We start from the raw sequence: 21,692 nt of genomic DNA, 5'->3' as shown, positions 1-21,692 counted from the left end.
GGCCACCTCGTCAGTCCCGGAGCAGGAGCTCGCTGTCGGCCCCCAGCAGTTCGCGCAGCCTGGTCAGCGAGCGAAGGCTGAGGCTTCTGACGGCGTTCGGAGTGGCACCCAGCGCCTCGGCCGTGGCCTCGACGCTCCAGTCCTCCAGGTACCGCATGACCACCACCGCCCGGCCCCGCGCCGGCAGTTGCCGCAGCGCCGCCACCAGGGTCAGCCGTAGGTCGCTGGCCCCGGGGCCGGTGGCCTGCTCTGGCAGCTGTCCCATCGCCACCTCGCCGGAGCGGCGCAGGCGGCGGTGGGACAGGTAGGTACGCAGCAGTGCCTTGCGGGCGTAGGCGTCCAGGTCGCCGATCTGGCCCTGGCGGGAGAGCCGGGGCCAGACGGCGTACAGGTTGCCGAAGGTGGTCTGCACGAGGTCGTGGGCCTGGTGCCAGTCCCCGCAGGTCAGGTACGCGACCTGGAAGAGCTTTCTGGCCCGCGAGGAGGCGAACTCCTCGAAGGTCGGCGCCTCTGACATTTGGCCCCCTGGTGTCCGGTCAGCTGTTCCGATCAGCCGTCAAACATCAGGACGCGCCGTGGCCCGACGATGTGTCACACCGAGTCGGCGAGAGCCTTCCGGCGCCGGTCGACCACCCAGGAGGCGGCCAGCGCCACCGCGGCGGCGGCCAGCGAGAGGATCATCTGCTCCCGGCCGTCGTGGTCGGTGCACATGTAGACCATCACGAAGGCGATCATCCCGATGGTGGCCCAGGTCAGGTACGGGTAGAGCCACATCCGTACGGTCAGCCGCTCGGGGCTCTCCCGCTCCAGGATCTTGCGCAGGCGCAGCTGCGAGCAGCAGATGACCAGCCAGACGAAGAGCGCGATCGCGCCGGAGGAGTTCAGCAGGAACTGGAAGACGGTGTCCGGCCACTCGTAGTTGAAGAAGACCGCGACGAAGCCGAAGGCGACGGAGGAGAGGATCGCGACCCGCGGCACGCCGCGCTCGGTGACGGTGGCGAAGGCCTTGGGCGCGTCGCCGCGGCGGCCGAGCGAGAAGGCCATCCGGGAGGCGGTGTACATCCCGGAGTTGAGGCAGGAGAGCACGGCCGTGAGCACGATGACGTCCATCACCGGGGCGGCGCCGGGGATGCCGATGTGCTTGAGCACGGCCACGTACGGGCTGGCCTTGACGTCGGCGGAGTCCCACGGGAGGAGGGTGACGACCAGCAGGATCGAGCCGAGGTAGAAGACTCCGATCCGCCAGATCACGCTGTTGGTGGCCTTGCTGACGGCCCGCTCCGGGTCCTCGGACTCGCCGGCGGCCAGGGTGACGATCTCGCTGCCCATGAAGGCGAAGACGACGGTCAGCATGCCGGTGAAGACGGCGCCGACGCCGTGCGGGAGGAAGCCGCCGTGGCCGGTGAGGTTGCTGGTGCCCACCGCGTGGGTGCCGGGCAGCAGGCCGAAGACGGCGAGCGCGCCGATCACCAGGAAGGCGGCGATGGCCACCACCTTGATGCCGGCGAACCAGAACTCGAACTCGCCGTAGGAGGCGACCGAGAACAGGTTGGTCGCGGTGAGCAGCGCCATCACCAGCAGGGCGAAGGCCCACTGCGGCACGCCGGGCAGCCAGCCGTGCAGGATCTTGGCCCCGGCGGTGGCCTCGACCGCGAGCACCACGACCCAGAAGAACCAGTACAGCCACCCGATGGTGAATCCGGCCCAGCGGCCGAACGCCCGGTCGGCGTAGGCCGAGAAGGAGCCGGACTGCGGGTCGGCGGCGGCCATCTCGCCGAGCATCCGCATCACCATCACGACCAGCACCCCGGCCAGCGCGTAGGAGAGCAGGATGCCCGGGCCGGTGGAGGCGATTCCGGCGCCGGAGCCGACGAACAGGCCGGCGCCGATCACCCCGCCGATGGCGATCATGGAGAGGTGGCGGTTCTTCAGCCCGGCCTGCAGCTGGGCCTGGCCCGGCGGGGAGGCCGGGATGGTGGTGGGTGCGGTTTTCATGCTCATGCGGAGCAGACAACCCGGATTTCCACCGAAAAGTAACCCTACGGCCGATTTCAAGAGCTTCTTTTGAGGGTTACCGGTGAGTATGTGAAGAGGTGACAGCCCCGGACTCTCGCCGTGAGCCCGGGGCTGCCCTCCGCCCTCGGGAGGAGAGGCGGAGTCCGGGTGGCGCGTCGTCCCTGACGCGGCCCGGAGTCTTCAGGTGCGGGTCAGCCGCGGGCGGCCAGCTCCTTGGCGGCCTTGGCACAGGCCTGGGCGATCCGGTCCTCGTTCACGGTGGTCAGCAGGCCCTTCTCGACCACCGGGTTGCCGTTGACCAGCAGCAGGGCCAGCGGCGGCAGGGCGCCGAGGGTGAGCGCGGCCACCGGGTCGGCGATCGAGGAGTGCATGATGCCGTCGATCTTCCAGAGCGCCAGGTCGGCGAGCTTGCCGACCTCGATCGAGCCGATCTCGTTCTGCCGGCCGAGGACGCGGGCGCCGCCCATGGTGCCCAGGCGGAGCGAGGAGCGGGCGGTCAGCGCGTCCGGGCGGCCGTGCAGACGGTTGATCAGCAGCGCGTTGCGCAGCTCGGTGCCCAGCTCGCCGGACTCGTTGGAGGCGGTGCCGTCCACGCCGAGGCCGACCGGCACGCCCGCCTTGAGCATGTCGGGCACCCGGGCGATGCCGGCCGCCAGGCGCGCGTTGGAGGACGGGCAGTGGGCCACGCCGGTGCCGGTCTCGGCGAACTTGGCGATGTCGGAGTCGTTCATGTGGACGCAGTGCGCCATCCAGACGTCCTCGCCCAGCCAGCCGGTCGACTCGAAGTAGTCGGTCGGGCCCATGCCGAACAGCTCCTTGCAGAACTGCTCCTCCTCGGCCGTCTCCGAGCCGTGGGTGTGCAGGCGCACGCCCTTGCGGCGGGCGAGCAGGGCGGCCTCGCGCATCAGCTCGGTGGAGACCGAGAAGGGGGAGCAGGGCGCGATGGCGATCTGCAGCATCGAGTCGAAGGAGGCGTCGTGGTACTTGTCCACGGCGGCCTCGGAGGCGATCAGGATGTCCTCGGTCTTCTCCACCGCGTGGTCCGGCGGCAGGCCGCCGTCCTTCTTGCTGCGGTCCATCGAGCCGCGCAGCGCGGTGAAGCGCATGCCGAGCTCCTGGACGGCCTCGATCTCGGCACCGAGGATGTCGCCGCCGTCCTTCGGGAAGACGTAGTGGTGGTCGGAGGCCGTCGTACAGCCGGACTTGAGCAGCGCGGCGGTGGAGCCCTGGGCGGCGGCGTGCACGAGCTTGTCGTCGATCCGGGCCCAGGTCGGGTAGAGGGCGACCAGCCAGTCGAAGAGGATGTTGTCCTGGGCCAGGCCCCGGGTGATCCACTGGTAGAAGTGGTGGTGGGTGTTGACCAGGCCGGGGGTGACGAGATGGCCCTCGCCGTTCACCCGGCGCACCACGTTGTCCAGCCACTGCGGAGCCGGGCCGTTGCCGACCGACTCGATCTTGTTGCCGAGGACTACCACGTGGCCGCGGGCGTACTCGGTGTCGTTGGCGTCGACCGTGGCGATGGCGACGTTCTCGATCACGATCCGCTGGTCGGCGGGCGGGGGCTGGACTGCCATGGTGTGTCTCCTATGGGGGGAGGGTCCGGGGGCGCGCCGATTCGGGCGGTGCACCCCCGGACCTGTCAGGACGGTGTCGCCGTTGGCACCGTCGCGCCGGGAGCCTCCCCGGTGGGGGACCGGCGGGCGGCTCCGACGTGGTGGAAGAGCAGGTTGAGCAGGACCGCCATCACGCAGCCCGCCGAGATCCCCGAGTGCATCAGGGTCCGGACGGCCTCCGGGAAGGCGTTGTAGAAGTCGGGCGCGGCGATCGGGACGATGCCGACCCCGAGCGAGACCGAGACCAGGATGGTGTTGCCGCTGGACTCCATCCCCGCCTCCGCGAGGGTGCGGATGCCGCTGGCCGCCACCGTGCCGAAGAGCACGATCCCGGCTCCGCCGAGGACGGGCTGCGGCACCAGCGAGACCATCGACCCGAGGACGGGGAAGAGGCCCAGCAGGATCAGGATGCCGCCACCGGCCGCGACCACGTAGCGACTGCGGATCTTCGTCAGCGCGACCAGCCCGATGTTCTGGGCGAAGGCGCTGCAGGCGAAGCCGTTGAACACCGGGCTGAGCGCGCTGGCCAGCCCGTCGGCCCGCAGACCGGCCGTCAGGATCCGCTCGTCCGCCTCGCGTCCGACGATCTTGCCGAGCGCCAGCATGTCGGCGGTGGACTCGGTCATCGAGACCACCATGACGATGCAGAAGGAGGCGATCGCCGCGGCGTCGAACTGCGGGCCGCCGAAGTGGAACGGGGAGGGGAGCGCGAAGACCTCCGCGTCCCGTACCGCGCCGAAGTCGGCGAGACCCAGCGGGAAGGCGAGCAGGGTGCCGGCCGCCAGCCCGACGAGCAGCGAGAGCTGCTGCCAGAAGCCGCGGAGCAGCTTGTTGCACAGGACCACCGCGACGAGGGTGAACGCGGCGAGTCCGATGGCGCGGACCGAGCCGAACCCGGGTGCGGTGGGTGAACCACCGCGGGCCCAGTTGACCGCGACCGGCAGCAGGGACACCCCGATGAGGGTGATCACGGTGCCCTGCACGACGGGCGGGAAGTACCGGACGAGCTTGGAGAAGTACGGTGCCGCGAGGAGACACAGGATCCCCGCGACGATCACGGCGCCGAAGATCACCGGGAGGGCGTCCTTCGGTCCGTGCTCCTTCGCGATCGCGAGCATCGGGGCGACCCCGGCGAACGACACCCCGTTGACGAAGGGGAGCCGGGCGCCGATCCGCCAGACGCCCAGGGTCTGGAGCAGGGTGGCCAGGCCCGCGGTGAACAGGCTGGCCGAGATCAGCAGGGCGAGCTCGGTGGGGGAGAGCCCCACACCGGCGCCGACGATGAGCGGGGGTGCGACCACGCCCGCGTACATCGCCGCCACGTGCTGCAGGCCGGTGGTGATGAGCTTCACCGGCGGCAGCAGCTCGTCCACAGGATGGGTCTCACAGCCGGAGGCCGGCTGTGAGGGCCCGTCAGGGGTGGAACCGCCGTCGTTTCTACGGGTGGTGCGGAGTGCCATGTCGAGCCCCTCTTGTGCTTCATGGCTCCCGGCGCGCCCGTGGCGCTGGAGATCCCGGAGGCGGGGACGGCGGTGCAGAGGTCCCCCGGGTGGTGTTCTCCAGCTCCCCGGGCCGGCCGCCGCGAGGCGAGCACGATCTCCGGTGGGTGGGGGTGGAGAAACTGGTACTGCTGTGGGTGGATCAGGCGACCGGGATGACCGGTACGACGCCCTCGCGGTGCACGGTGCCCTCGATCAGGCCGTACATGCGGTCCGCGGCGTAGTACACCTCGTTGTCGTTCTCCAGCCCGAAGGGGGAGAGGTCCACGAGGAAGTGGTGCTTGTTCGGCAGCTCCAGGCGGACTTCGTCCACCTCGGCGCGGTTGTTCAGCACCCGGGTGCCCATCGCGTGCAGGGTCTGCTGCAGCGAGTAGGAGTAGGTCTCCGCGAAGGCCTCCAGCATGTGGCGCTTCACGTGCTGGTAGGAGCGGTTCCAGTTCGGCTGGGCCTCGCCCTCCTGACCGCTGTAGCCGTACTTCCAGCGAGCAGTCACCTGGGTCGCCAGGATGCGGTCGTACGCCTCCTGGAGAGTCGTGTACTTGTCCTTGATGTAGCCCCAGAACTCCGAGTTGGTGGAGTTCATGACGACCAGGTCCTTCAGGCCCGAGACGACCTGCACGCTGGTGCCGTCGTAGACGATCTCGCTGGTGCGGGTCTCCTGGCCGGTGCGGACGAAGGAGTGGCCGACCTCCTCGGAACCGATGAAGCGGGCGCTGCTGTCCGGCGTCTTGATCCGGTCCCAGGAGTACTCCTCGATCCGGATCCGGGCGCTGTGCACCACACCGCGCTCGGTGTTGTCCACGAAGTGGCGGGCCAGCAGGATGCCGAAGGCCTCCGCCGACTCGATGCCGTACTCCTTCGCGAAGGCGTACACGGTGTTCTTGGTGGTGTCGGTGGGCAGGCAGTTGGCGTTGGAACCGGTGAGGTGGACGTCCTCGAACTCACCCTGGAGGGAGACCGAGACGTTCAGGTCCTTGATCTCGTGACGGGTGGAGTCACGGTAGACCCGGACGATGCGGTTCTCCGCCTTGCCGTACTGGTTCTGACCGAGCACGTGGGCCATGGCTGGCTCCTAAAGCTTCTCAGCGGTCTAGCTTCCGCGGTAGACCGAGTATCCGAACGGGTTGAGCAGCAACGGCACGTGGTAGTGGTGCTGCGCAGGCGCGACCGTGAAGACGATCGAGACCTCGGGGAAGAACGGCGTCTCCTCGGACTTGGCCGCGTAGTAGGCGGCGGTGTCGAAGAGCAGCCGGACGACCGAGCCCGCCTCCACGGCCGGCAGGTCCTTGGCCCGGCCGTCGGAGTCCGTGGCGGAGGTGCCGAGCACCTGCCAGCCACCCTCGGTGTGCAGTGCGAGCTCGACCGGGACGCCCTCGGCCGGGCGGCCGAGGCTGGTGTCGAGCACGTGCGTGGAGATGCCAGTCATGGGTGAAGTGACCTTACTGATGGCAGAAGTGACGTACCGTCAGAAGCCTAGGCTTCATCGAGCAGACGATTGATGCGGATGTCGTTGATCTTGCGCAGCTCGCCCCGGACGATCTCCGCCTCGGTGGCGGCGTCGTTCGGGTAGCGCTCGCGGAGCGAGGCCAGCATGGTCTCGGCCGTGCGGCCGGTCGCGCAGATCAGGAAGACGTGGCCGAACTTCGCCTCGTAGGCGGCGTTCGCCTCGGCCAGGTCGTCGAGGAGAGCGGAGTCCACTCCCTTGATGCCGGCCTGCTCGCGCTCGGAGGTGGCGTCGCCCGCCTTGGGCTTGCCGATCCGGGCGTGCCCGGCCATCGCGTCCGCCAGGTCGGCGGTGGTGAGCGTGGCCATGGCGGCGGCGTTCGCCGCGAGCAGGGCCGAGCGGTCGGCCCAGGGGCCGGATGCGGCCACGGCCTTCGCCCAGTTGGGGCTGGAGCAGATCTCCAGCAGGGTCTCCGTCAGCTCGGCAGTGGGAGTCGCCGCCAGGGCCTCGAGGCCTGCCTCGGGAGAGAGTTGGGGGTGGTTGGTCACGGGGTGGACCTCCTGAAGAGTGGTGCCACCCGCAAAAGCTAGATCGACCACCCCCGGCCGTCAACACTTTGTTGAACGGTTGGTGGTTACGTTTTGGGCCGACCCCGCTGACCGGCCGTTTTCGTGTGCGATTCGCCAAATGTGCCCGGTGTGTCCGCTGGGACAGACTGGGCACCGCCGGCGGGGCCGCAAGCTCAGCCGGACTTCGAGCCGTCCTGGCGGTTCAGATAGTTGTACACCGTGAACCGGCTGACGCCGAGGGCCGAGGCGACCGTCTCGACCCCGTGTCGGACGGTGAACGCACCGCGCTCCTCCAGGAGGGCGACCACGCGCTGCTTCTCCCAGCGGTCCAGCTCGGTGAGCGGACGGCCGTCGAACTGGCGGGTCATCTCCGCGAGCAGCCGGTCCAGGGCACTGCTGAGGTGCGGCAGGCGCACGGCGAGAGCCGGGGCGCCCTCCCACTCGAGGACGACGTCCTCGGGGCGGGCCTCGTCCACCGTGACGGGGGTCGCGCCCACCGCGTCGAGCAGCGGCTTTATCGCTGCGGCGAGCGGGTGTTCCAGGGCCTCGTTCACTGCGTACCCACTCCTTCCGGGGTGTCGGTCTTGTGGTCGTCGAGGACGCTCACCTGGACGGAGATCCGGGTCGCCCCGGCGGCCAGGGTCTCGTGCAGCAGCTTGGACACCGCCGCCAGGATCTGCTCGGCCTCGCCCTCGGCACCCGTGCCGAAGGGGCCGACGGCGACGGCCAGCCCGGCCTCGTCGACGACCCGCTGCGCGGCCACCGCGTGCTCGGGGAACGTGTCCAGCTCGAACGGTTCTGTCGTGAACTCCACCATCAATCGCACTCGCTCACTGTATCGAGTGCCCTGGTGGCGGGTACCTCCGGCGGGCTCTTCAACAAATTGTTGCGGCGGCCTTGACACTCGATCGGCCAACGGAGCAAGCTTCCACCAGACAGAATCCAACTTCCGGATCGTGGAAGTCGGATCGTCGAAAGAGTGAAAGGTGACGCACGTGAGTGCCGCTTCCCAGCACAGCTACACGGTCAACCTGTCGATCCTGTTCAGTGAGCTCCCGCTCCTGGAGCGGCCCGCCGCCGCGGCGGCCGCCGGGTTCACCGCCGCCGAGCTGTGGTGGCCCTTCGGGGAGAACCACACCCCCTCGCAGGCCGAGCTGGACGAGCTCCGCAAGGCCTTCACCGACGCGGGCGTGCAGCTCACCGGCCTCAACTTCCTGGACGACCTGAGCCGGGGCCAGCGCGGTACGGTCTCCGTGCCCGCCGAGCGCGAGCGCTTCCGGGAGAACATCGCCGTCACGGTCTCGCTCGCCGAGTCCCTCGGTACCAAGGCGCTCAACGCCCTCTACGGCAACCGCGTGGCCGGGGTCGACCCGGCCGAGCAGGACGAGCTGGCGCTCGAGCACCTGACGCTGGCCGCCCAGGCCGCCCACTCGATCGGCGCGATCCTTCTGGTCGAGGCGCTCAACAAGCCCGAGTCGCCGGACTACCCCCTGGTCTCGGCCGCCGCCGCCGTCGAGGTGGTGGACAGGGTCAACGCCGCGACCGGCCTCGGGAACGCCAAGTTCCTCTGCGACCTGTACCACCTGTCGATGAACGGCGAGGACCTGGCCGCCGTGATCGACACCTACGCCGACCGCTTCGGCCACGTGCAGATCGCCGACAACCCGGGCCGCAACGAGCCGGGCACCGGCTCGCTCGACTTCGAGGACCTCTTCGCCCGGCTCACTGCCGCCGGCTACCAGGGCCGCATCGGCCTCGAGTACCGCCCCGCGAACGGCGTCAGCGCCGACAGCTTCGAGTGGCTCCCGCGCGAACTCCGCGCCAACTGATCACCTTTTACAGACCTAAGGACGTAACGCGATGAGCGACTCCCGCAAGATTGCCTTCATCGGCCTCGGCATCATGGGCAGCCCGATGGCCGCCAACCTGGTCAAGGCCGGCCACCACGTGACCGGCTTCAACCTGCAGCAGGACGCGATCGACGCCCTGGTGGCGGCCGGCGGCCACGGCGCCACCTCGATCGCCGACGCGGTCAAGGACGCCGAGGTCGTCATCACGATGGTGCCCGCCGACCCGCAGGTCGAGCAGGTCATCCTCGGCGAGGGCGGTGTGCTGGAGAACGCCAAGCCCGGCACCCTGGTGATCGACATGTCCAGCATCACCCCGCAGACCTCGATCAAGGTCGCCAAGGCCGCCAAGGAGAAGGGCATCCGCACCGTGGACGCCCCCGTCTCCGGCGGCGAGGCGGGCGCCGTCGAGGCCGTCCTCTCGATCATGGTCGGTGCGGACGACGCGGCCGACTTCGCCGAGGCGAAGCCGCTGTTCGACGCGCTCGGCACCACGGTCATCCACGTCGGCCCGGCCGGTGCCGGCCAGACCGTGAAGGCCGCCAACCAGCTGATCGTGGCCGTCAACATCCAGGTGCTGGCCGAGGCCGTGGTCTTCCTGGAGAACGCGGGCGTCGACCTCGGCGCCGCGCTCGACGTGCTCGGCGGCGGTCTGGCCGGTTCGACCGTGCTGAACCGCAAGAAGGCCAACATGATCAACCGCGAGTTCGCCCCGGGCTTCCGGATCGACCTGCACCACAAGGACATGGGCATCGTCACCGACGCCGCCCGCGCCGTGGGTGCCGCGCTGCCGGTCGGCGCCGTGGTGGCCCAGCTGGTCGCCTCCGCCCGCGCCAACGGCGACGGCTCGCTCGACCACTCCGCGCTGCTGCGCGGCGTCGAGCGCCTCTCGGGCCGCACGGTCGCCTGACCGTCCCCCTGAAACTCCTCCTGGTGGCGTGTACCTGTCCGGTCGTGCCCGCGTCACCAGGAGGGACCCTCCGGCAGGCGGGGCGGGCGTGCGGCTCATCCCGCCCACCCCGCCTGCCGCTCCAGACCGGCGACGCGTGGCACTTCGGTCGTGCCGTCGCGTCGCCCGGCCCCCTCCCTCGCCGAGGGGAGCCTCTCGTACGTCGGAAGCGGGACGAGAGGAACGGCGGGGAGGGGGTCGCACCAAACCGGGTACCCCTGTACCCGATGCGCATCAGTTCTCCGATTCCGAAATGAGGCCCACGCCATGCCCACCACCCCCACCCTGGGTCATGTCGTCGTCGCCCCCGACAAGTTCAAGGGCACGCTGGAGGGCGCGGAGGTAGCCGCCCACCTGGCCGCCGGCATCCGCCGGGTCGCCCCGGGCGTCGAGGTCCGTGAGCTGCCGGTCGCCGACGGCGGCGAGGGCACGCTGGCCGCCGCACTGGCGGCGGGCTTCACCCGCGTACCCGCCAAGGTGGCCGGGCCGACCGGCCTGCCGGTCGATGCCGCGATCGCCGTCCGGGACGGGATCGCCGTGGTCGAGCTCGCCCAGGCCTCCGGCCTGGCCCGGCTCCCCGGCGGCCGCACCGCCCCCCTCGGGGCCGGCTCCTACGGCGTGGGCCAGCTGATCGCCCGGGCGGTGCAGCACGGCGCGAAGACGATCGTGCTCGGCCTCGGCGGCAGCGCCTGCACCGACGGCGGCGCCGGCATGGTCCAGGCGCTGGGCGTGGGCCTGTACGACGCCGACGGCGCCGAGCTGCCCCCCGGCGGCGGTGCGCTGCGCAAGCTGGACCGGATCGACCTCGGGTCGCTGGCCGACGGCCTGACCGGGGTCGAGATCGTGGTCGCCTGCGACGTGGACAACCCCCTGCTCGGCCCCCGTGGCGCGGCCGCCGTGTACGGCCCGCAGAAGGGTGCGGACGAGCAGGACCTGATCATCCTGGAGGAGGGCCTGACCCGGTTCGCGGACGTGGTCCGCGATGCGAGCGGTCGGGACGTCCGGGAGGCCCCCGGCGCCGGGGCGGCAGGGGGAGTGGGCTTCGCCGCCCTCGCCCTGCTCGGCGCCACCATGCGACCCGGCATCGAGCTGCTGCTCGAACTGCTGGGTTTCGACGAGGCTGTGCGTGGGGCGCGTCTCGTCGTGACCGGTGAGGGATGCCTGGACGCTCAGACGCTCCATGGCAAGGCCCCCGCCGGAGTTGCCGCGGCGGCCACCCGGGCGGGGGTTCGGGTGGCCGCAGTGGCAGGGCGGCTGGAGCTGGCCGAGAGCCAGTGGCGCGGGGCCGGCTTCACCGCCGCCTACGCCCTGACCGACCTGGCCGAACAGCCCGGCGACAGCCTGACCAGGGCCGCGGAGCTGGCGGAGGTGGCGGGCGAACGCCTGGCCGCCGACCTGCTGCAGCCCTGATCGGTCGTACGTTCCTCCATTGACGTTTTGTTGAAGGCGGGCCTAGGCTCCGAGCAATCGCAGCTCCGGTCAGATCATCAGATCGGCCCAACTGCCGTACCGGCAAAGCCTGCCCGCCTTCGGCCACCCCACTCCTTTTCCGTATCCGGAGGTCCCCAGATGTCCCCCAGCCCGGTGGTCATCCGCTCCCGTCGCGTGGTCCTGCCCGAGGGCGAGCGCCCCGCCGACGTTCTGGTCCAGGACGGCCGGATCGCCGCCGTCGGCGCGCACGGCTCGCTGAGCGCCGAGACGGTCACCGACCTCGGTGACACCGCCCTGCTGCCCGGCCTGGTCGACACCCACGTGCACGTCAACGAGCCCGGCCGCACCGAGTGGGAGGGCTTCGCCACCGCCACCAAGGCGGCCGCCGCCGGTGGTGTCACCACCATCATCGACATGCCGCTCAACTCGGTGCCGCCCACCACGACCGTGGACGGGCTGGCCGCCAAGCGCAAGACCGCCGAGGGCCAGGCCTGGGTCGACCTCGGCTTCTGGGGCGGGGCGATCCCCGGCAACGTGCCGGACCTGGAGCCGCTGCACCAGGCCGGCGTCTTCGGCTTCAAGAGCTTCCTCGCCCCCTCCGGGGTGGACGAGTTCCCGCACGTGGAGCCCTTCGACCTGGAGCTGGCCCTCGCCGAGCAGGCCCGGATCGGCGCCCTGGCGATCATCCACGCCGAGGACCCGGCCGTCCTGGACGCTGCCCCGCAGACGCCCGGCGTGCACTACCGCGACTTCCTCGCCTCCCGCCCGGACGACGCCGAGGCCGCCGCCGTTTCGAGGCTCCTCGACACGGCCCGCCGCACCGGCGCCCGGGTGCACATCCTGCACGTCTCCTCCGCCGCCGTGCTGCCGCTGCTGCGCCAGGCCCGTGCGGACGGCGTCCAGGTGACGGCCGAGACCTGCCCGCACTACCTCACCCTCGCGGCCGAGGAGGTGCCGGACGGCGACACCGCCTTCAAGTGCTGCCCGCCGATCCGCGACGAGGCCAACCGCGACCAGCTCTGGGCGGCGCTCGCGGCCGGGGAGTTCATCGCCGTGGTCTCCGACCACTCGCCCTCCACCCCCGACCTCAAGCTGCTCCAGCGCTACGGCGGCAGCGGCGACTTCGCCGCCGCCTGGGGCGGCATCGCCTCGCTGCAGCTGGGCCTGCCCGCGATCTGGACCGAGGCCCGGCGCCGCGGACACACCCTGACCGATGTCGTCCGCTGGATGTCCTCCGGCCCGGCCTCGCTGGTCGGCCTGACCGGCAGCAAGGGCGCCATCGCCGTCGGGTACGACGCCGACCTGGTCGCCTTCGACCCGGACGCGGACTTCGCCGTGCACGCCGAGCAGCTGCACCACCGCAACCCCGTCACCCCGTACGCGGGCAGGACGCTGAGCGGCGCCGTCCGCACCACCTGGCTGCGCGGCCGGGTCGTGGACGTGGCCGGTGCGCCCTTCGGCCAGCAGATCACCCGTTCCTAGGAGAGAGACGCAGATGAGCACCGCCACGACCCCGAGCGCTCCCTTCACCGAGCTGGTCAACCTCGCCTCCCGGCTGCTGGGCGCCGGTGTGGTCGCCACCAACGAGGACACCTTCGCCGACGCGGAGAACCTGCTGGTGGCCAAGCCCGCCGAGTTCCGCCCGCACACCTTCGGCCACAAGGGCCAGATCATGGACGGCTGGGAGAGCAAGCGCCGCCGCGGCGTGAGCGCCGAGCAGCCGCACCCCACCGACGAGGACCATGACTGGGCGATCGTCCGGCTCGGCGTCCCCGGCGTGATCCGGGGCGTGATCGTGGACACCGCTCACTTCACCGGCAACTACCCCGAGACGGGCTCCGTCCAGGGGGCCTCGATCCCGGGCATCCCCTCGGTGGAGGAGCTGGACGCCGCCGAGTGGGTCGACCTCGTCCCGCGCACCGCGCTGCAGGGCAACACCGCCCACGAGTTCGCCGTCGCCGACGGGACCCGTTACACCCACGTCCGGCTCAACATCTGGCCCGACGGCGGCGTGGCCCGCCTGCGCGTGCACGGCGAGGTGCTCCCCGACCCGCGCGACCTGGACGGCCTCACCTTCGACCTGGCCGCCCAGGAGTACGGCGGCGTGGCCGAGGGCGCCTCGGACCGCTACTTCTCCTCCCCGCACAACCTGAACGCTCCCGGCCGAGCCTCCGTCATGGGCGAGGGCTGGGAGACCCGGCGTCGGCGCGACAAGGCCAACGACTGGGTACAGATCGCCCTGGCCGGGGGCGGCGAGGTCCTGGCCGCCGAGGTGGACACCACCCACTTCGTCGCCAACGCCCCCGGCTGGGCCGACCTGGTCGGTTTCGACGCCTCCGACGGCGCAGACCCGGCCGAGGGGGAGTGGTTCGAACTGCTGCCGCGCACCCGCCTGCAGCCCGACACCCGCCACCGCCTCCGCCTCGCGGGCGGACGCCCCGTCACCCACGTACGGATCAACGTCTACCCCGACGGCGGCCTGGCCCGCCTGCGCCTGACCGGCAAGCTCACCGAGGCCGGTCGCGCCGCGCTCGCCCTGCGCTGGTTCAACGCGCTGCCGGCTCGTGAAGCCGCGACCGCTCTGGTCGAGGCCGGACTCGAAGCCCCGGAGGCCGCCGCGCTGACCGCCGCCCGCCCGCTCGCGGACGCCGCCGCGACCACCACCGCCGTCGCCGCCCTCCAGCCGGCCGACGGCCCGGACGGCGAGCACGCCTCCCGCCGCCGCTCCGCCGTCTGGCGCCTCTTGGGCGCTGCCTGACAATTCCCGTCGGGTCCGGCCCGCCCGGCACGCACTCTCGCCGCACGGCCGAAACGCCCAAGTAGCTCCGCTACGAGGGCGTTCCTGCCGCACGCCGATAGCACGCACCGAACGACCCGGCCTGATCCGACGCGAATTATCAGGCAGCCCCCGGGGCGTCTGACCTCCTACTCCGCACCGCTGCTACTGAAGGACCCCCATGTCGAAGATCCTGACCACCGAAGCCGGCGCCCCGGTCGCCGACAACCAGAACTCGGCCTCGGCCGGCGAGTACGGCCCGCTGCTCATCCAGGACCAGCAGCTCATCGAGAAGCTGGCCCGCTTCAACCGCGAGCGCATCCCGGAGCGTGTCGTGCACGCCCGCGGCTCCGGTGCGTACGGCTACTTCGAGGTCACCGACGAGGTCTCGCAGTACACCAAGGCCGACTTCCTCTCCGCCGTGGGCAAGCGCACCGAGGTCTTCCTGCGCTTCTCCACCGTGGCCGGTGCGCTCGGCTCCTCGGACGCGGTGCGCGACCCGCGCGGCTTCGCGCTGAAGTTCTACACCGCCGAGGGCAACTACGACCTGGTCGGCAACAACACCCCGGTCTTCTTCATCAAGGACCCGCTGAAGTTCCCCGACTTCATCCACTCGCAGAAGCGCGACCCGTACACCGGCGTGCAGGAGGCGGACAACGTCTGGGACTTCTGGGCCCACTCGCCCGCCTCCACCCACCAGATCACCTGGCTGTTCGGCGACCGCGGCATTCCGGCCTCCTACCGCCACATGAACGGCTACGGCTCGCACACCTACCAGTGGGTCAACGAGGCCGGCGAGGCGTTCTGGGTGAAGTACCACTTCAAGACCAACCAGGGCATCCGCTCGCTGGACGGCGGCCAGTCCGCCGAGGTGCTCGGCGCCGACGCCGACAGCCACCAGCGTGACCTGCACCAGGCGATCGACCGGGGCGTCTTCCCGTCCTGGACGCTCTACGTGCAGCTGATGCCGGTGGCCGAGGCGGCCAACTACCGCTTCAACCCGTTCGACCTCACCAAGGTGTGGCCGCACGCCGACTACCCGCTGGTCAAGGTCGGCCGCCTGGTGCTGAACCAGAACCCGGACAACGTGTTCGCCGAGGTCGAGCAGTCGGCCTTCTCGCCGAACAACTTCGTCCCCGGCATCGGCGCCTCCCCGGACAAGATGCTCCAGGGCCGCCTGTTCGCCTACGCCGACGCCCAGCGCTACCGCCTCGGCGTCAACCACACCCAGCTGGCCGTCAACGCCCCCCGGGCGACCAAGGCCGACAACCACGGCCAGGACGGATTCTCCGCCGTCAACAACGGCCGCCGCAAGAACTACGAGCCCAACTCGTACGACGGCCCGACCCAGACGGACAGCCCGCTCGCGGCGCCGACCCGCCTGGACGGCTACACCGGCACCTACACCACCCCGGTGCACAGCAAGGACGACGACTTCTTCCAGGCCGGTGAGCTCTACCGCCTGATGTCGGAGGGCGAGCAGGAGCGCCTGGTCAACAACATCGCCGGCTTCCTCTCGCAGGTCTCGCGCGAGGACGTCATCGAGAAGAACCTCGCCCACTTCCACGCGGCCGACCCGACCTACGGCGCCCGCCTGGCCGCCGCGGTCGCCAAGCTCCGCGCGGGCGACGAGGGCTGAGCCTCCTGACCCACCCTCAGCGGGCCTCTCCCCTCCGGGCAGTGGGGGAGAGGCCCGTCCCTATTGCGTAAGGGCAGTCGGATAACCTCACCGTGTGGATTGGTCCTCCTTCGCAAGCACCGCACTGGGCGCCGTCATCGGCGTCACCTCGACGCTGATAGCCGACCGGGTGCGGTGGCGGCGCGACCACCAGGACAAGCAGCAGGCCGCCAGGCGGCAGCTGTACGCGGACTACCTGGCCGCCCTGTCGCGGACGTACAACGAGATCCGCGAGGCCGCCCGCAACACCGCCGCGCCGGACGGCGACCGGGCGCGGGCAGCGGTGGCGGCCTTCAAGGAGGGCGGGGCCTACGAACTCCGCTACCAGGTCTCGATCACGGCCCCGGAGACCGTCGAGGAGCCCTCGGTCAGTGCCTTCCGGGCCCTGCGGAAGCTGCGTGACCTGGTCGAGTCCGGCACCAAGTACGACGATCCCGAGTACGTCGCGGCGCGCGAGGAGTGGGACGACCTCTTCGACGGCCTGCGGGCCCGGATCCGCGCCGACCTCGACGGGCGCTGAGGAACTGGATTTTGGCGTTCTGGCATATGCCAACTGACAGAGCCTCATAAGCTGGGGGATTTACCCGCGAGAGGGGAGTGCGCGGGCCGTCCGGTGGCTAGGCTGGACGGGCCTGCCGCCGTTCGGTCGGCACGGACGCACCACGGGAGGGTCGCCATGTCGGCACAGAGCCGGGACAGTCGGGCCATGCTGGCACCGGGCGGCCGGGGCCCGTACGCGGTGCTGCAGCGGGCGCTGCGCCTGCTGGAGGCGGTGGACCGGCACCCCTCGGGGGTCTCGCTCGGGGCGCTGGCCCGGGAGCTGTCGCTGCCGCTGGCGGTGGTGCAGGAGCTGGCCGAGGTGCTGGAGACCGAGGGGTATCTCGGCTACCAGGAGGGCGAGTGGGTGCTCGGCGGCACCTTCTCCCTGCTCGGCCGGCAGAACCGCGAGGAGCTGCTGCGGGCCCGGCTCGACCAGCAGCTGGTGGACCTGCGGGACGAGCTCGGCGCCGCCGTCTACTTCAGCCGCTACCACGAGGGCGAGCTCTCGGTGGAGGCCGTCGCCGCCTCCGAGGACGCCCCCGCCGTGCACGAGTGGGTCGACTTCCGGGCCACCGCGCACGCCAGTGCCATCGGCAAGTGCCTGCTGAGCCAGCTCGACCACGACGGCCGCCGCGACCACTTGGCCCGGCACCCGATCGCCCGGCTCACCTCCCGCACCATCACCGACCCCGAACAGCTGATGCACCGCCTCGAACGCCAGCCCGCCACCGTCCCCGTCCTGGACATCCAGGAGTACTCCCTGGGCACCGTCTGCGCGGCCGTCCCCGTCACGGCCGGCTCCACCGTCGGCTGCCTCGCGACCTCGATGCCGGTCGACCAGGTCCACCGCCTGAAGGCCGCCGCCGAGCTGCTGGCCGCCCGGGCCGCGCCGTTGATGGTCGCGATGGCGGTCTGACCGGGCTACTTCGCCGCCGAGGCGTCCGAACACGACATCGCGGTGACCTGCTGCGGTTTCGGCTGGAAGGCCGTCCAGGCGTCCCCGGCGGTCAGATCCGGGAACGACTGCTTGAAGTCCTCCACCCAGTCGCTGCTGCCGACGTACTCCGCGAACTTCTTGGCCAGATCGAGGCAGTCGGCCCGGTGCGCCTTGCCGATGCCGATGCCGTACCGGTTCGGCGCCCCGACGGTGACGTCCGGGACGACCACCAGGCTCGGGTCCAGGTGGGCGAAGCCGTGGAGAATCAGCTGGTCGGTGGAGACCGCGAAGACGCTGCCGGTCCGGAGCGCGCTGATGCAGGACTGCGCGTCGGCCAGCTCCTGCGTGTGGATCTTCGGGTACTGGTTCCGCAGCACGTCGAGGGAGGTGGTCCCGGTCCAGGCGCAGACGGGCTTTCCGGCCAGGTCGTCCACCGATCTGACCGCCGGACTGCCCTTGCGGACCATGAAGCCCTGCCGGGTGACGGCGTACGGGCCGACGAAGTCGATGTCGCGCTGCCGCTCGTCGGTTATCGAGAAGGTCGCGACCACCAGGTCGACGCGGCCGTCCTTGAGCGCGGGCACGCGGTCGTCGGAGGAGAGGTCGTTGAAAGCGATCTTGTTCACCGCGAGGCCCTCGGCCCCGGCGGCCCGGCGGGCGACCAGGATGTCGAAACCGGTGCGCTTGTACTCCGACCACACGCTGGTGCCCGGCTGGTCGTTCTTCACCCCTATGACGAGCCGGTTCTGCTTGAAGATCGAGGCGGCGGAGGCCGAGGGGCTGGGGGCCGGCGAGGGGCCGTGCCCGTCGCCGCTGCAGGAGACCGCCAGGAAGGCCAGGGCGAGGAGGGCCGGCAGGATCCCGGCCCGGTGCGAGCCGGCGGACATGACTCTCTTGGACATGACTCTCTCTCAGTTGGGTCGGAGCGTGGCGTCGCTGACGTCCAGGTCGAGGTAGCAGCCTGAGTCGGTCTTCACCGTGACGGTCAGCTCGAGCGTGCTCTTGGCGCCGGGCCGGATCGTCACCGTCGTGTCGTCCTGCTGCACGACCTGCCCGCCCGTCGCCGAGGCGTTCAGCTTGGTGTCGGGAACGCAGAGCTGGGTCGAGGGGTTGTGCTCGGCGATGTGGAAGGTGACGGTCAGGACGGCCTGCGGGTCGGCGATGTCGACGGTCAGCTTCCGCTGCGTCCCGTCGGTGACGTTCGCACCGTCGAACTGGCGGATCCGGACGGCGACGGAGCGGTCCGCATGGTCACGGACCCAGGCGTACCCCGCCCAGCTCCCCGCGATCAGCAGCACGGAGAGCACCACGCACCAGCGGCGGCCACGCCTCAGCAGCACGGCCAGCAGGCCCGCGCCCAGGGCCAGGCCGGCCGGCGCCAGGTAGTACGCCCACCGGCCGCCGTCGGCCTCGGGGCGCCGCAGCAGCATCCAGCCGAGGTTCGCCATCGCCCCGCACAGGAGGAATCCGGGGCCCTCCCCGACGAGGTGGATGACGACCTGCCAGAAGTTGCGGCCGACCGTCCCCACCGTCGTGTTGTCGTTGCCGTCGACGTCGAGGTCGATCCTGGTGCCGCCCGGCCCTCTTGCCGGGTCAGCCACGTCGGCTCCAGAACTTCCAGCCCCGGACCCTGACGTCGCCGTGGACGACGCCCGTTGCCAGGTTGCCGTCGCCCTTCACCGAGACACTGACCCGGCCGGGTGCCGGGGCGAGCGCCCGGAGCAGTTCGGGCTGCTCGGCGAGCACGGCGCGGACCAGCTCGCGCAGCTGGTCGGGAGTCGGCTGCCCGCCGGTCGCGGCCGCGTCCTGCCCCGCGCCGCCCGCGCCGCCCGCGCCGGCTATCCGGGTGCCGACCGCCCGGGCCAGCGCCTCGGCGGCCGCATGGGCGGCGCTCGTCCCCACGGTGCCCAGCGCGTCGAGCGCGCGCTGCACCATCTCATCCGTCACGGTGCCGATGAAATCGCTCACTTGCCACCCCGGTCGTCTCATGACCCACAGTCAGCTGACGACTACGAGATATCACGGGGGTGATCGGCCCGCCAAGCCCTTTGTAGAACGATTATGCGGATACGGAGCGTCAGTGGTAGCGCTCGGCGTGGGCGGTCGCGTGTCGGTCTCCCGCCGCCCGGAGCGCGCGTGCTCCGATGGTTCGGTGAGTATCCGGTTGCCCGGCTCCGGGCCGTCCCGGCGGTCCGTCCTCGGGGCGGCCGCTGTCCTGCTGAGCCCGTCGGGGCTGCCGCCGGGGGACCGGAGTCTCGTGCTGGCCGCCGACCAGGCCAGCCGGCGGGTGATCCTGGTGGACGTCAACACCCTCCCGTGGCAGGGCTCCGGCACCGCCGACGTCCGGGGGCTCGCCGCCTCGCGGCTCGCGCTGTGGTCCTGGGCCGGGCCCGAGGACGACTCCTGGTGGGCCGTCAGCGAGGCGAAGTACCGGCGTTGGCGGGGCCGGGAGTGGGTGCTCAGCTGTGCCACGGGCGGGCTGGCCGTGCTGGTGTCGTTCCCCGAGGGGCGGGTGCGCTGGGCGGCCCGGCCGGGCGGGAACCCGCACAGCATCGAGCTGCTGCCGGACGGGCGGGTGGTGGTCGCCTCGGCCGCCCCGGGCTTCCTGCGGCTCTACTCCTCGGCCGCGCAGTACGTGCAGTACGACCTGGCCGGGGCGCACGGCGTGCACTGGGACGGGCCCCGCGAGCTGCTCTGGGCGGTCAGCGACTCGGCACTGACCGCGTTCAGGGCGGGGGAGGGCCTCGAGCCCGTCCGGTCCGTGCCCCTGCCGACGCCGGGCGGCCATGACCTCGCCGCGGTCGCGGCCCACCCGGACCGGCTGTGGGTCACCACCAACCGGCACGTCTACCAGTACTCGGTCAGCAGCGGTACGTTCTCCCCGGCCGCCGGTGACGGCCCGGGGATCAAGAGCATCGGCGACGACCGCCGCAGCGGCCAGATCCTGGCCGTGCACCCCGACCGGGAGAACCCCTCGCCCTGGTGCACCTCGACCCTGACCTTCACCCGCCCCGACGGCTCCGGCCGCCTGGCCCGCACCAGCCTCTACAAGGCTCGTTGGCTGGTACGGAGGTAGCGCGTCGGCACGGCTCAGGCCTTGGCGGCCTTGGCCGCGGCCTCCTTCTCGTGCTTCTCCTTGATCCGGGCGTTCTCCTTGCGGACGTCCACCTGGTTGGCGCGCTCGTGCTGCAGCCACAGCGGGTTCTCGTCCCGGAGGGCCTCGATCTGCTCGGTGGTGAGCGCCTCGGTCACCCCGCCGCGGGCCAGGCCCGAGATCGACACGCCGAGCCGGGCGGCGACCACCGGGCGGGGGTGCGGGCCGTTCTTGCGCAGGTCCTGGAGCCACTGCGGCGGCTCGGTCTGCAGCGCGGTGAGCTCCTCGCGGGAGACCAGGCCGTCCCGGAACTCGGCGGGAGCCGCGTCGAGGTAGATCTCCAGCTTCTTGGCCGCGGTGGCCGGCTTCATGGTCTGGCTGGTCTTCTGCTTGAGCGAGGTCATGATGACAAGGGTAAAGGAGTGTGCGGGCGCTCCCGGCCACGGTCGGTAGCCTTGAGCGGTGACAGAGATGCAGGTGGACCCGTCGTTCCGGCTCGTGTACGTCCCGGGTGTGACCCCCGGCAAGTGGGCCAGGGTCTGGGGCGAGCGCCTCCCGGACGTGCGGCTCGAGCTGCTCGCCCTCCCGGTGGGAGAGGGCGAGGCGGCGCTGCGCGCGGGCGGCGCGGACGCCGGGCTGGTCCGGCTGCCGGTCGACCGGGACGTGCTCAGCGCGATCCCGCTCTACACCGAGAGCACCGTGGTGGTCTTCCCGAAGGACCACTGGCTCGCGGCCGCCGAGGAGGTGCCGCTCGCCGACCTCGCCGAGGAGGTCGTCTTCCACCCGCTCGACGACGCCCTGACCTGGCCCGGCGAGCTCCCCGGCCGGCCGGCCTTCGAGCGCCCGGCGACCACGGCGGACGCGATCGAGCTGGTGGCGGCCAACGTCGGCGTCCTCCTCGTCCCGCAGTCGCTGGCCCGGCTGCACCACCGCCGCGACCTCACCTACCGTCCGGTCGAGGAGGCGGCGCCGCAGTCCCAGGTGGCGCTGGCCTGGCCGCAGGAGCGGACCACCGACCTGGTGGAGGAGTTCATCGGCATCGTCCGCGGCCGTACGGTCAACAGCTCCCGCGGCCGGGGCGCCCAGCCCGCCGCGGCTCCTGCCGCCGCGAAGAAGTCCGCCCAGCCCCGGCAGCCTCGTCCGTCGGGGGCCCAGCCCGCCAAGGCGGGCGGCAAGACCCAGGCCGGTGGCAGGACCCAGGGCAAGCCCCGCCCCTCGGCCGGCCGGGGCGGCGCCGCCGCCCAGAAGCGGAGCGGCGGCCGCCCCAAGCGGCGCGGCTGAGAATCCCCCGGCGGGGCC

At 71.4% G+C, this 21,692-nt stretch carries 23 protein-coding genes; 10 read left to right on the top strand and 13 right to left on the bottom strand.

Annotated elements, in window-relative coordinates; translation table 11 throughout:
- Positions 1–10: 10 nt before the first annotated feature.
- The 9 genes from ABT095_RS21460 to ABT095_RS21420 all read right to left on the bottom strand — a co-directional run bounded on the left by ABT095_RS21460 (position 11) and on the right by ABT095_RS21420 (position 7,958).
- Entirely contained in the window at positions 11–517 is a 507-nt protein-coding gene (locus ABT095_RS21460; protein ID WP_350531049.1) for a SigE family RNA polymerase sigma factor, read from the bottom strand.
- Between the two features lie 74 nt (positions 518–591).
- Positions 592–1,995 carry an amino acid permease gene (locus ABT095_RS21455; RefSeq protein WP_350531048.1) on the bottom strand — a complete coding sequence of 468 codons (1,404 nt, stop codon included), beginning with the start codon at positions 1,993–1,995 and terminating at the stop codon, positions 592–594.
- Positions 1,996–2,207: 212 nt separating this feature from the next.
- Positions 2,208–3,590 (bottom strand): 8-oxoguanine deaminase, encoded by a 1,383-nt coding sequence (locus tag ABT095_RS21450; protein ID WP_350531047.1) that lies wholly within the window; start codon positions 3,588–3,590, stop codon positions 2,208–2,210.
- A 65-nt stretch (positions 3,591–3,655) separates the two neighbouring features.
- Positions 3,656–5,089, bottom strand: coding sequence for a nucleobase:cation symporter-2 family protein (locus tag ABT095_RS21445; protein ID WP_350531046.1), 1,434 nt, complete (start codon positions 5,087–5,089; stop codon positions 3,656–3,658).
- A gap of 181 nt (positions 5,090–5,270) precedes the next feature.
- Entirely contained in the window at positions 5,271–6,191 is a 921-nt protein-coding gene (gene pucL, locus ABT095_RS21440) for a factor-independent urate hydroxylase (RefSeq protein WP_350531045.1), read from the bottom strand.
- A 27-nt stretch (positions 6,192–6,218) separates the two neighbouring features.
- Positions 6,219–6,554, bottom strand: coding sequence for a hydroxyisourate hydrolase (gene uraH / locus ABT095_RS21435; RefSeq protein ID WP_350531044.1), 336 nt, complete (start codon positions 6,552–6,554; stop codon positions 6,219–6,221).
- 47 nt (positions 6,555–6,601) lie between these two features.
- Positions 6,602–7,120 (bottom strand): 2-oxo-4-hydroxy-4-carboxy-5-ureidoimidazoline decarboxylase, encoded by a 519-nt coding sequence (gene uraD / locus ABT095_RS21430; RefSeq protein ID WP_350531043.1) that lies wholly within the window; start codon positions 7,118–7,120, stop codon positions 6,602–6,604.
- Positions 7,121–7,314: 194 nt separating this feature from the next.
- A complete protein-coding gene (locus ABT095_RS21425) occupies positions 7,315–7,695 on the bottom strand; it encodes a helix-turn-helix domain-containing protein (RefSeq protein WP_350531042.1) in 381 nt (126 codons plus the stop codon).
- Complete coding sequence (locus tag ABT095_RS21420) at positions 7,692–7,958, bottom strand: thiamine-binding protein (protein WP_350531067.1); 267 nt, start codon at positions 7,956–7,958, stop codon at positions 7,692–7,694. Before ABT095_RS21420 ends, ABT095_RS21425 begins: the two co-directional genes overlap by 4 nt.
- Positions 7,959–8,127: 169 nt before the next feature.
- Between ABT095_RS21420 and ABT095_RS21415 the strand changes: the two genes are divergently transcribed.
- The 8 genes from ABT095_RS21415 to ABT095_RS21380 all read left to right on the top strand — a co-directional run bounded on the left by ABT095_RS21415 (position 8,128) and on the right by ABT095_RS21380 (position 17,278).
- On the top strand, positions 8,128–8,970 hold the full coding sequence (locus ABT095_RS21415) for a TIM barrel protein (protein ID WP_350531041.1): 843 nt from the start codon (positions 8,128–8,130) through the stop codon (positions 8,968–8,970).
- 31 nt (positions 8,971–9,001) lie between these two features.
- Complete coding sequence (locus ABT095_RS21410) at positions 9,002–9,898, top strand: 2-hydroxy-3-oxopropionate reductase (RefSeq protein WP_350531040.1); 897 nt, start codon at positions 9,002–9,004, stop codon at positions 9,896–9,898.
- 306 nt (positions 9,899–10,204) lie between these two features.
- Positions 10,205–11,347, top strand: coding sequence for a glycerate kinase (locus tag ABT095_RS21405; protein WP_350531039.1), 1,143 nt, complete (start codon positions 10,205–10,207; stop codon positions 11,345–11,347).
- A gap of 159 nt (positions 11,348–11,506) precedes the next feature.
- A complete protein-coding gene (gene allB, locus ABT095_RS21400; RefSeq protein WP_350531038.1) occupies positions 11,507–12,850 on the top strand; it encodes an allantoinase AllB in 1,344 nt (447 codons plus the stop codon).
- A gap of 13 nt (positions 12,851–12,863) precedes the next feature.
- The gene (gene alc, locus ABT095_RS21395; RefSeq protein ID WP_350531037.1) at positions 12,864–14,126 is read left to right on the top strand and encodes an allantoicase; all 1,263 of its coding nucleotides are present in this window, start codon (positions 12,864–12,866) and stop codon (positions 14,124–14,126) included.
- A 199-nt stretch (positions 14,127–14,325) separates the two neighbouring features.
- Entirely contained in the window at positions 14,326–15,783 is a 1,458-nt protein-coding gene (locus tag ABT095_RS21390; protein WP_350531036.1) for a catalase, read from the top strand.
- A 94-nt stretch (positions 15,784–15,877) separates the two neighbouring features.
- Positions 15,878–16,342: a hypothetical protein gene (locus ABT095_RS21385; protein ID WP_350531035.1), complete on the top strand. Its 465-nt coding sequence runs from the start codon at positions 15,878–15,880 to the stop codon at positions 16,340–16,342.
- Positions 16,343–16,498: 156 nt separating this feature from the next.
- Positions 16,499–17,278 (top strand): IclR family transcriptional regulator, encoded by a 780-nt coding sequence (locus ABT095_RS21380; RefSeq protein ID WP_350531034.1) that lies wholly within the window; start codon positions 16,499–16,501, stop codon positions 17,276–17,278.
- A gap of 5 nt (positions 17,279–17,283) precedes the next feature.
- Here ABT095_RS21380 and ABT095_RS21375 read toward each other — a convergent pair whose 3' ends face one another.
- From ABT095_RS21375 to ABT095_RS21365, 3 genes are read right to left on the bottom strand one after another with little or no spacing between them, the layout of a single operon-like run.
- Positions 17,284–18,201 carry a transporter substrate-binding domain-containing protein gene (locus tag ABT095_RS21375; RefSeq protein ID WP_350531033.1) on the bottom strand — a complete coding sequence of 306 codons (918 nt, stop codon included), beginning with the start codon at positions 18,199–18,201 and terminating at the stop codon, positions 17,284–17,286.
- 9 nt (positions 18,202–18,210) lie between these two features.
- Entirely contained in the window at positions 18,211–18,900 is a 690-nt protein-coding gene (locus ABT095_RS21370; protein WP_350531032.1) for a hypothetical protein, read from the bottom strand.
- On the bottom strand, positions 18,893–19,267 hold the full coding sequence (locus ABT095_RS21365) for a hypothetical protein (protein ID WP_350531031.1): 375 nt from the start codon (positions 19,265–19,267) through the stop codon (positions 18,893–18,895). The genes ABT095_RS21370 and ABT095_RS21365 overlap by 8 nt, the downstream gene beginning before the upstream one ends.
- A gap of 184 nt (positions 19,268–19,451) precedes the next feature.
- Between ABT095_RS21365 and ABT095_RS21360 the strand changes: the two genes are divergently transcribed.
- Positions 19,452–20,375, top strand: a complete 924-nt coding sequence (locus tag ABT095_RS21360; protein WP_350531030.1) for a DUF6528 family protein — start codon at positions 19,452–19,454, stop codon at positions 20,373–20,375.
- Between the two features lie 14 nt (positions 20,376–20,389).
- On the opposite strand, the gene ABT095_RS21355 is transcribed toward ABT095_RS21360, so the two are convergent.
- Positions 20,390–20,797 (bottom strand): DUF5997 family protein, encoded by a 408-nt coding sequence (locus tag ABT095_RS21355; RefSeq protein WP_350531029.1) that lies wholly within the window; start codon positions 20,795–20,797, stop codon positions 20,390–20,392.
- 58 nt (positions 20,798–20,855) lie between these two features.
- Here ABT095_RS21355 and ABT095_RS21350 point away from each other — a divergent pair, with 58 nt between their 5' ends.
- Complete coding sequence (locus tag ABT095_RS21350; RefSeq protein WP_502884948.1) at positions 20,856–21,674, top strand: LysR family substrate-binding domain-containing protein; 819 nt, start codon at positions 20,856–20,858, stop codon at positions 21,672–21,674.
- The last annotated feature ends 18 nt before the right edge of the window (positions 21,675–21,692 follow it).

This window comes from Kitasatospora sp. NPDC002227 (assembly GCF_040296285.1).
Taxonomy (GTDB): Bacteria; Actinomycetota; Actinomycetes; order Streptomycetales; family Streptomycetaceae; genus Kitasatospora.
Note: the sequence above shows the minus strand (reverse complement) of the source record. Positions and strands in the feature narration are given on the sequence as shown.

Coding starts and splice junctions, on each gene's coding strand:
- ABT095_RS21460 (WP_350531049.1), bottom strand. CDS start 517: ATGTCAGAGGCGCCGACCTTCGAGGAGTTCGCCTCCTCGCGGGCCAGA.
- ABT095_RS21455 (WP_350531048.1), bottom strand. CDS start 1,995: ATGAAAACCGCACCCACCACCATCCCGGCCTCCCCGCCGGGCCAGGCC.
- ABT095_RS21450 (WP_350531047.1), bottom strand. CDS start 3,590: ATGGCAGTCCAGCCCCCGCCCGCCGACCAGCGGATCGTGATCGAGAAC.
- ABT095_RS21445 (WP_350531046.1), bottom strand. CDS start 5,089: ATGGCACTCCGCACCACCCGTAGAAACGACGGCGGTTCCACCCCTGAC.
- pucL (WP_350531045.1), bottom strand. CDS start 6,191: ATGGCCCACGTGCTCGGTCAGAACCAGTACGGCAAGGCGGAGAACCGC.
- uraH (WP_350531044.1), bottom strand. CDS start 6,554: ATGACTGGCATCTCCACGCACGTGCTCGACACCAGCCTCGGCCGCCCG.
- ABT095_RS21420 (WP_350531067.1), bottom strand. CDS start 7,958: ATGGTGGAGTTCACGACAGAACCGTTCGAGCTGGACACGTTCCCCGAG.
- ABT095_RS21410 (WP_350531040.1), top strand. CDS start 9,002: ATGAGCGACTCCCGCAAGATTGCCTTCATCGGCCTCGGCATCATGGGC.
- ABT095_RS21405 (WP_350531039.1), top strand. CDS start 10,205: ATGCCCACCACCCCCACCCTGGGTCATGTCGTCGTCGCCCCCGACAAG.
- allB (WP_350531038.1), top strand. CDS start 11,507: ATGTCCCCCAGCCCGGTGGTCATCCGCTCCCGTCGCGTGGTCCTGCCC.
- alc (WP_350531037.1), top strand. CDS start 12,864: ATGAGCACCGCCACGACCCCGAGCGCTCCCTTCACCGAGCTGGTCAAC.
- ABT095_RS21390 (WP_350531036.1), top strand. CDS start 14,326: ATGTCGAAGATCCTGACCACCGAAGCCGGCGCCCCGGTCGCCGACAAC.
- ABT095_RS21380 (WP_350531034.1), top strand. CDS start 16,499: ATGTCGGCACAGAGCCGGGACAGTCGGGCCATGCTGGCACCGGGCGGC.
- ABT095_RS21375 (WP_350531033.1), bottom strand. CDS start 18,201: ATGTCCAAGAGAGTCATGTCCGCCGGCTCGCACCGGGCCGGGATCCTG.
- ABT095_RS21355 (WP_350531029.1), bottom strand. CDS start 20,797: ATGACCTCGCTCAAGCAGAAGACCAGCCAGACCATGAAGCCGGCCACC.